This is a genomic window from Mycobacterium angelicum, from assembly GCF_002086155.1.
Classification (GTDB): domain Bacteria; phylum Actinomycetota; class Actinomycetes; order Mycobacteriales; family Mycobacteriaceae; genus Mycobacterium; species Mycobacterium angelicum.
The window spans coordinates 21994-29393 of sequence record NZ_MVHE01000066.1; the positions used below are offsets into that span (position 1 = coordinate 21994).

Here is a 7400-nt window from a genome sequence, read left to right on the forward strand (position 1 = left end):
CGCTAGCTGCGCTTAGCGGCCTTTCTGGCCGGCGCCTTCTTGGCCGGCGTCTTGCGCGCGGTCTTCTTGGCGGTCCGCTTGACCGGCCCCCGCGCCCGCCGATCGGCCAGCAGCTCAGAGGCGCGCTCGTCGGTGATCGACAGGACGTCGTCGCCCTTGCGCAAGCTGGCGTTGGTCTCACCGTCGGTGACGTAGGGCCCGAAGCGGCCGTCCTTGATCACCATCGGCTTACCCGACGCCGCATCGACACCCAGCTCGCGCAGCGGCGGAGCCGATGCGCTTTGCCGCCCAGCACGTTTCGGCTCGGCGTATATCTTGAGCGCTTCCTCGAGCGTGATGGTGAACATCTGCTCTTCGGTGGCCAGCGAGCGAGAATCGGTGCCGCGCTTCAGGTATGGGCCATAACGCCCATTCTGGGCGGTGATCTCGTCACCGCTGGCGGGGTCCACACCGACCACCCGGGGCAGTGAAAGCAGCCTCAGCGCATCTTCGAGGGTCACCGTCTGCAGATCCATCGTGCGCAGCAGCGAACCACTGCGCGGCTTCGGGCCGGTTGGCTTCTTGCCCTTTTTGGCGGGCTCGGCGCTCGGGTCGGGCGGGGGCTCCGGCAGAATCTCGGTCACGTACGGCCCGTACCGGCCGTCCTTGGCGACGATCTCGTGCCCGGTCGCCGGGTCGACACCCAGCACTCGGCCCTCTTGCGGGGTGGCGAAAAGCTCTTCGGCCACATCCAAAGTCAACTCGTCGGGGGTGAGCGAGTCGTTGAGGTTGGCCCGCTGTGGAGTCGGCTCACCGTTGTCGCCGGTTACCGTGCGCTCCAGATAGGGCCCGTTCTTGCCGACGCGGACGTAGACCGGACGACCTTCGATGTCGTCAAAAAGCTTGATGGAGTTGACTTCTCGCGCGTCGATGCCTTCGAGGTTGACACCCACCAGTTTCTTCAGCCCGCCGGAGCGGGCCACCGAATCCGGCACCCCGTGGTCGCCGCCGAAGTAGAAGTTGTTGAGCCAGTTGGTGCGTTGCTCATTGCCAGAGGCGATCGCGTCGAGTTCGTCTTCCATCGCCGCTGTGAAGTCGTAGTCGACCAGCCGGCCGAAATGCTGTTCCAGCAAACCGGTTACGGCGAATGCAACCCAGGACGGCACCAGCGCACTGCCCCGCTTGTGTACATAACCGCGGTCCTGAATCGTCTTGATGATCGACGAATACGTCGACGGGCGACCGATTCCCAGCTCCTCGAGCGCCTTGACCAGTGACGCCTCGGTGTAGCGTGCCGGCGGATTGGTGGCGTGTCCGTCCGGGGTCAACTCGATGGCGTCCAGCCGCTGGCCCGGCGTCAGATTCGGCAGCCGCCGTTCGGCGTCGTCGGCCTCGCCCCCGGCCAATTCGTCGACGGTTTCCACATAGGCCTTGAGGAACCCGGGGAAGGTCAGGGTGCGACCGCTGGCGGAGAACACCACATCTTGTTCGCCGGCCCGGCCCTGGATGCGCAGGCTCAGCGTGGTGCCGCGTGCGTCGGCCATCTGCGAGGCCACCGTGCGCTGCCACACCAGCTCATAGAGACGGAACTCGTCGCCGTCGAGTTCGCGGCGCACCGCGTCCGGTGTGGCGAACGTTTCCCCGGCGGGCCGGATGGCCTCGTGCGCCTCCTGGGCGTTCTTCACCTTGCGGGTGTACTGGCGCGGCGACGCGGCGACGTACTCGTCGCCGTAGAGCTGGCGGGCCTGGGTACGGGCGGCGTTGATCGCCGACTCCGACAGAGTCGTCGAGTCGGTACGCATATAAGTGACGTAGCCGTTCTCGTACAGACGCTGCGCGATGCTCATGGTGCGCTCGGCGGAGAACCGCAATTTGCGGCTGGCTTCCTGCTGCAGCGTCGACGTCATGAACGGCGGGTAGGGACGCCGGGTGTAGGGCTTCTCCTCGGCCGAGGCCACGTTCAGCTGGGCGCCGTGCAGGGCGGTGGCCAGCCTGGTCGCGGTGGCCTCGTCCAGAATTACGACTTCGTTGGCCTTGCGCAGCTGGCCCAGCGAGTCGAAATCGCGGCCGGTGGCCACGCGCTGGCCGTCGACGCCGGTCAAGCGTGCAGTGAAGGTCGGCGGCTGTGCCTGCGGATCGGACACGCTGGCGTCCAGCCTGGCCAGGATGTCCCAGTACGAGGCGCTGCGGAAGGCCATGCGGTCACGTTCGCGCTGCACGATGATCCGGGTGGCTACCGACTGCACCCGGCCGGCCGACAACTTCGGCGCGACCTTCTTCCACAGCACCGGGCTGACTTCGTAGCCGTACAGCCGGTCCAGAATGCGCCGGGTCTCCTGGGCGTCAACCAGATCGATGTCCAGGTCACGCGGGTTTTCGGCGGCTTCGAGAATCGCCGGCCGGGTGATTTCGTGAAAGACCATCCGCTTGACCGGAACGCTGGGTTTCAGGGTCTCCAGCAGATGCCAGGCGATGGCCTCACCCTCGCGGTCACCATCCGTGGCCAGATAAAGCTCGTCGACGTCTTTGAGCAGGCCTTTGAGCTCGGTGACGGTGTGCTTCTTCTCCGGGCTGATTATGTAGAGGGGTTCGAAATCGTGGTCGACATTCACCCCGAGCCGGGCCCACGGTTCGGACTTGAACTTCGCCGGCACGTCAGCCGCCGCTCGCGGCAGGTCGCGAATATGGCCCCGGGAGGACTCGACAATGTAGCCCGACCCCAGATAACCAGCCAGTTTGCGCGCCTTGGTGGGCGACTCGACGATTACAAGTCGCCGGCCGCTCCCGTTTCCCCTGCCTCCGCTAGCCCTTTTCGGGCCCGTTTGTTTCGGGTCAGCCAACTGCTACCTACGCTCCATCTCTCATTCCGGTCCCCTGGCGGAACCGCCCCGCAGGGAAGGATGACAGGTCGGCTCCCAAAAATCCGGTGAAATTGGCAGTACGCCGCCGTACCTTCGCTGCAAGCACCTGACAATTTCGCACCATTGGGCGGGCCCGCGCAAACCGGCCACCCCGCTCGCGGTCGGGGCAGCACCTTCAAACCGTGGGCCACAGGGCCAACGCCTCAGCGTTGTCCGGGGGTTCCCCCACGTTCTCTACCAGGCGCGATAGCCGGCGACGGCCGCTGATTCGAAGCGCCGGGTGACCGCCGCGAGTCCCGATCAAGGTGGGCGCTATCCCCACCCGCATCAAGGCCGACGCCAACGGCGAATGGGTATCCGGCGCGTGCGGATCCAGACCCAGCAGATAACGGTCGGCCTCTGGGCTGCCCGCCGCCAGGGTCCACGCGCGCAGCTCCCGGGGTCCGGGCAACCACCGCGGCGGCACCGTCTTGACTGCGCCGCGCGTCCACTCCGCGGCAAGACCACGCAGTAGCGGGTCAACAGCCGTCCGCACCAACGGACTGTCCTCCTCGGTCCGGGTGATCTCCGGCGTCAGCCCGGCCTCGCGAATCATCTCCGCCAGCGCGGCGGCCCGCCAGTGCTGCTCCACCACCACCGACAGCCGGACCCCAGAACCGACCAGCACGATTTGACCAGAGGCCGCCAGCACCCCGGAAAGGTCCGCGACCGCGGGCGGAACCGATTCCGCGGCGAAGAAGGAAAGCTGGCTCACGCCACCGACAGTAAGCCAGCGAGGCGATGCGCGGCTTGAGGTATCCGGCGCGGCGGTTTGAGCCGCGTCTTGCCCGGAGTCTTGCCCGGCGTCTTGCCCGGGAAACGAAAACCCCCCGGGCTGGACCGCTGGGCGGTACTGCGCCGGGGGGATTCGTGCAGAATCTGCTCGGATTAAACGGAGCGGACTCCGGTGGCCTGGGGGCCCTTAGGGCTGTGGCCGATTTCGAACTCGACCTTCTGGTTCTCTTCGAGGGTGCGGAAGCCCGAACCCTGGATCTCCGTGTAGTGGACAAACACATCCGCGGAACCATCTTCGGGGGCGATGAAGCCGAACCCCTTCTCCGCGTTGAACCACTTCACAGTTCCCTGTGGCATCTCTCGATCTTTCCTTTTCTTCTGGGTGCGGGGCACCGCCTCTCGGCGCCCCGGGCCCGTTGCGACCGCCATACCGCGCGGAGTCGCCGGAATTTCACCCGACCGATAACCTCGCAGGAACCGCGGCCGCAACGTCGATCCTGCGAAAGTTTGACACGAACACAGAAGCTACGACCGCAATTAGTCAACCATGTTCATCGCGTCGGCGACAGCCTCTTGGCATGGACGAGTTGTTGAAGGGTTTTCACATGCCGGGTTTGGGGGCGAGTTTCGGCGGCGAACTGCTGACCGCCGCGCTCGCCGGAACCGCGGCGGGCGAGCGTCCGCTGCGCCACGTCGCCGAGCTGCCACCCCGCAGCGGCCGGCCTCACCAGTGGCCGCAGTGGGCCGAGCCCGACGTGGTTCGCGCGTTCACCGAGCGCGGGATCCGCGCGCCCTGGTCACACCAATACGACGCAGCGGAACTGGCCCACGACGGGCGCCATGTGGTGGTCAGCACCGGCACCGCGTCGGGAAAGTCGCTGGCCTATCAACTGCCCGTGCTCAACGCGCTGGCGACGGATCCGCGGGCCCGGGTGCTGTACCTGGCGCCGACGAAAGCGCTCGGGCACGACCAGTTGCGCGCCGCTTATGCGCTGACGTCATCCGTGGCACGGCTAGCTGACGTCGCGCCGACGGCATACGACGGCGACAGTCCCGACGAGATACGGCGGTTTGCGCGCGAGCGTTCCCGCTGGCTGTTTTCCAATCCCGACATGATCCATTTGTCGATATTGCGCAACCATCCGCGCTGGGCGGTTCTATTGCGCAATCTGCGCTATTTGATAGTCGACGAATGCCATTACTACCGAGGAGTTTTCGGCTCCAATGTAGCGATGGTGCTGCGCCGGCTGTTGCGGCTGTGCGCGCGGTACTCGTCCGGTCCGACGGTGATATTCGCCAGTGCCACAACGGCTTCGCCCGGCGCGACGGCCGCCGAGCTGATCGGCGAGCCGGTCGCGGAGATCACCGACGACGGCTCCCCCCAGGGGGCTCGCACGGTGGCGTTGTGGGAGCCCGCGCTACTGACCGACCTGATCGGTGAGAACGGCGCGCCGGTGCGGCGGTCGGCGGGCGCGGAGGCGGCGCGGGTGATGGCGGATCTGATCGTCGAGGGGGCGCAGACCCTGACGTTCGTGCGGTCGCGGCGCGCCGCGGAACTGACCGCGTTGGGGGCGCAGGCGCGGCTCGAGGACATTGCGCCGGAATTGGCGCGCACGGTGGCGTCGTATCGCGCCGGCTATTTGGCCGAGGACCGCAACGCCCTGGAAGCCGCGCTGGCCGAGGGGCGATTACGCGGGCTGGCCACCACCAACGCGCTGGAGTTGGGTGTCGACATCGCCGGGCTGGATGCGGTGGTGCTGGCCGGGTTTCCCGGGACGGTCGCGTCGTTCTGGCAGCAGGCCGGCCGGTCCGGCCGGCGCGGTCAGGGCGCACTGGTGGTGCTGGTCGCACGCGATGACCCCCTGGACACCTATCTGGTGCACCACCCGTCGGCGCTGCTGGACAAGCCGGTCGAGCGGGTGGTGATCGATCCCGCCAACCCGTATCTACTCGGCCCGCAACTCCTGTGTGCGGCAACAGAATTGCCGTTGGATGCGGGCGAAGTCCGCAGCTGGGAAGCCACCGAGGTGGCCGACGGTCTGGTCGACGACGGCTTACTGAAGCGGCGCGGCGACAAGTACTTTCCGGCGCCCGGCATGGAGCCGCATGCAGCGGTGGACATCAGGGGGGCGGCCGGCGGGCAGATCGTCATCGTCGAATCCGGCACGGGCCGACTGCTGGGCAGCACCGGTGTGGGCCGGGCACCGGCGTCGGTCCACCCCGGCGCCGTGTACCTGCACCAGGGCGAGAGCTACGTCGTCGACTCGCTGGATTTCGAGGAAGGCATCGCCTTCGTGCATGAAGAGGATCCCGGGTATGCGACTTTCGCGCGGGAGCTCACCGACATCGCTGTCACCGGAGCGGGCGAGCGTTTGACGTATGGACCCGTCACGCTGGGTTTCGTGCCGGTGACCGTGACCCATCAGGTGGTCGGATATTTGCGCCGCCGGCTGAACGGTGAGGTGATCGACTTCATCGAACTCGACATGCCTGAACACGTCCTACCCACTCACGCTGCCATGTACACCATTACCGCGGATGCGCTGCTGCACAACGGTATTGAGGCGCCGCGGATCCCCGGTGCGCTGCATGCCGCCGAGCACGCCGCCATCGGGCTACTGCCCCTGGTGGCCAGCTGCGACCGTGGCGACATCGGCGGCTTGTCCACCGCGATCGGCCCGGAAGGGCTGCCCAGTGTCTTTGTCTACGACGGCTATCCGGGCGGCGCCGGCTTCGCCGAGCGCGGCTTCCGTCAGGCACCCACCTGGCTGAGCGCGACCAGAGCGGCCATCGAAGCCTGCGAATGTCCCAGCGGATGTCCGTCGTGCGTGCAATCCCCCAAATGCGGCAACGGCAACGACCCACTGGACAAGGCCGGCGCGGTAAGTGTGCTGCGACTGGTACTCGAGGAATTGGCTCGCGAAACCCGCTAAAAAGCGGAACATATCTTGTCCAAACCTCACGATGAATTATCTGCGGCGCGGTGTGGTGCGTTCCTTGTTCTCAACGCGGGCGCGGCCTCGTACGCCACTGCCGAGGCCGCCAGCGCCTCACCCCTGCAGGAGCTGGACTACGAGCCAAGAAAAGACTATTGCATTGGCTTCCTAAACGCGTACGGTAATTCATTGCCGAACCGCACCGATGATGAATCGGACACTGGCCGTGGGTTCTGAGGAACTTTGGGAGGTGTCACATGTCGTTTGTCATGGCAGTGCCGCAAGGGATAAGTACAGCCGCAACGGATTTGAACGGCATCGCGTCGACGCTCAGTTCGGCGAACGCCGCGGCGGCCGGCTCCACCACAGCGGTGCTGGCCGCGGCTGGCGATCAGGTTTCCGCGGCGGTGGCCGCGCTGTTCTCCGGGCACGCCCAGGGGTACCAGACGCTCAGCGCACAGGCCGAGGCGTTTCACGCCCAGTTCGTCCAAGCGGTTAACGCCACGGCCGCGGCCTACACCGGTGCCGATGCCGCCAGCGCGGCAGCGCTGGCGGCGGCCAACCCGCTGCAGGCCATCGAGCAGCAGATCCTCAACGCGATCAACGCGCCCTTCCTGACGGCTACCGGACGCCCCCTGATCGGCAACGGCACGCCCGGGGCCGCGGGCACCGGCAATGACGGCAAGCCGGGCGGCTGGTTGCTCGGTGACGGCGGAGCCGGCGGCTCGGGTGGGCCCGGCGCCAAGGGCGGCACCGGCGGGGCCGCAGGCCTACTGGGCAGTGGCGGGGCCGGCGGCGCCGGTGGGAGCTCGCTGACCGGCAATGGCGGGGCCGGGGGCAACGGTGGCGC

At 67.0% G+C, this 7400-nt stretch carries 5 protein-coding genes; 2 read left to right on the forward strand and 3 right to left on the reverse strand.

The window, feature by feature from the left end; genetic code table 11:
- Positions 1 to 2 precede the first annotated feature (2 nt).
- The 3 genes from topA to cspA form a co-directional block, all read right to left on the reverse strand.
- Positions 3 to 2819, reverse strand: a complete 2817-nt coding sequence (topA, locus tag BST12_RS24385; RefSeq protein ID WP_083115815.1) for a type I DNA topoisomerase — start codon at positions 2817 to 2819, stop codon at positions 3 to 5.
- Between the two features lie 196 nt (positions 2820 to 3015).
- Positions 3016 to 3594, reverse strand: a complete 579-nt coding sequence (locus BST12_RS24390; RefSeq protein WP_083115816.1) for a hypothetical protein — start codon at positions 3592 to 3594, stop codon at positions 3016 to 3018.
- A gap of 173 nt (positions 3595 to 3767) precedes the next feature.
- Positions 3768 to 3971 (reverse strand): cold shock protein CspA, encoded by a 204-nt coding sequence (cspA, locus tag BST12_RS24395; protein WP_007166602.1) that lies wholly within the window; start codon positions 3969 to 3971, stop codon positions 3768 to 3770.
- A gap of 248 nt (positions 3972 to 4219) precedes the next feature.
- On the opposite strand from cspA, the gene BST12_RS24400 reads away from it, so the two are divergent.
- Both BST12_RS24400 and BST12_RS24405 read left to right on the forward strand, forming a co-directional pair.
- Positions 4220 to 6547 (forward strand): DEAD/DEAH box helicase, encoded by a 2328-nt coding sequence (locus tag BST12_RS24400; RefSeq protein ID WP_139801891.1) that lies wholly within the window; start codon positions 4220 to 4222, stop codon positions 6545 to 6547.
- Positions 6548 to 6807: 260 nt separating this feature from the next.
- Positions 6808 to 7400: PE family protein (locus BST12_RS24405; protein ID WP_139801889.1), on the forward strand; the 593-nt coding region annotated here is incomplete at its 3' end.

Excerpts from the sequence above, each read along its gene's own strand:
- BST12_RS24400 (WP_139801891.1), top strand. The coding sequence starts at position 4,220 with ATGCCGGGTTTGGGGGCGAGTTTCGGCGGCGAACTGCTGACCGCCGCG.
- cspA (WP_007166602.1), bottom strand. The coding sequence starts at position 3,971 with ATGCCACAGGGAACTGTGAAGTGGTTCAACGCGGAGAAGGGGTTCGGC.